The 1,115-nt window shown below is 54.9% G+C and carries 1 protein-coding gene; it reads left to right on the top strand.

The window, feature by feature from the left end; all coding sequences use genetic code 11:
• Positions 1-105: 105 nt before the first annotated feature.
• Positions 106-1,115 (top strand): UDP-glucose 4-epimerase GalE (gene galE / locus MSKU9_RS17810; protein WP_141262661.1); only part of this gene is annotated, 1,010 nt, incomplete at its 3' end.

The following is a 1,115-nucleotide window of genomic DNA, read 5'->3' as shown; positions in this document are numbered from 1 at the left end:
CAAAGTAGTGCTGGCATTCCGGCGTATTTTTGGTTAGATGGGTCTTTAATATTAAATCACATCTTGATGCAGGCTGCGCATGCCCGTTGATAGAAAAGGAATGTAATGAAGTGTCTTGTGACTGGCGGAGCGGGATTCGTCGGTAGCCATGCTGTCATAAGCCTGCTGGATGCAGGCCATGAAGTGGCGGTACTTGATAATCTCAGCACAGGTCATTTATCCGCAGTCGCACCGGGCGTACGTTTTTTTAATGTGGATCTGGCAGATCCTGTTGCCACGGACAGGGTCGTTGCAAGTGATCAGTGGGATGCGGTCCTGCATTTCGCGGCACTGTCCCTTGTCGGGGACAGTATGCGAGACCCGTTTTACTATTTGCATAACAACTATGTCACGGCACTGAACCTCATCCGTTCGTGCGCCGCGCATGCCGTGCCACGGTTTGTATTTTCCTCAACGGCAGCCCTGTTCGGCGGGGACCATGGTTCGGAGCCGATCGTTCATGATGCCCGTATCGACCCCAGCTCCCCTTATGGCGAAAGCAAATTCTTTATCGAGCGGGCGCTTGTATGGGCAGACCGCATTCATGGCATGCGTAGCGCCAGCCTGCGCTATTTCAACGCAGCAGGCGCTGACCCTCTGGGGCGGCTGGGGGAAGATCATCAGCCTGAAACACATCTGATCCCGCTGACAATTGACAGCATCCTGGGGCGTCGTCCGGGGCTGAAGCTGTTTGGCAATGATTATCCGACACATGATGGCACCTGCATTCGCGACTATGTCCATGTGACCGATCTGGCTGACGCGCATATCCTGGTCCTGTCCCTGCTCGATACCAGATCCGTGACCTACAATATCGGGAACGGGCTGGGTTTCAGTAATCTGGAAGTTGTCCAGAGCGTTGAGCGTGTGAGCGGGCGCAAGGTACCCTGGGAATGGGCTCCGCGCAGACAGGGTGATCCGGCCGTGCTGGTCGCCAATTCCACACAGCTCAGCAGGGACACCGGCTGGAAGCCCAGATATCATGAGCTGGATCAGATTGTTGAAACGGCCCTCCGATGGCGAGAAGCACATCCTTACGGATATCGTGAAAAACAGTCACATGATCTCGTGGCTAC

The sequence above is a fragment of the Komagataeibacter diospyri genome (assembly GCF_006538165.1).
GTDB lineage: Bacteria > Pseudomonadota > Alphaproteobacteria > Acetobacterales > Acetobacteraceae > Komagataeibacter > Komagataeibacter diospyri.
The sequence above is the reverse complement of the archived record's forward strand: the minus strand, read 5'-3'. Positions and strand labels throughout refer to the sequence as shown.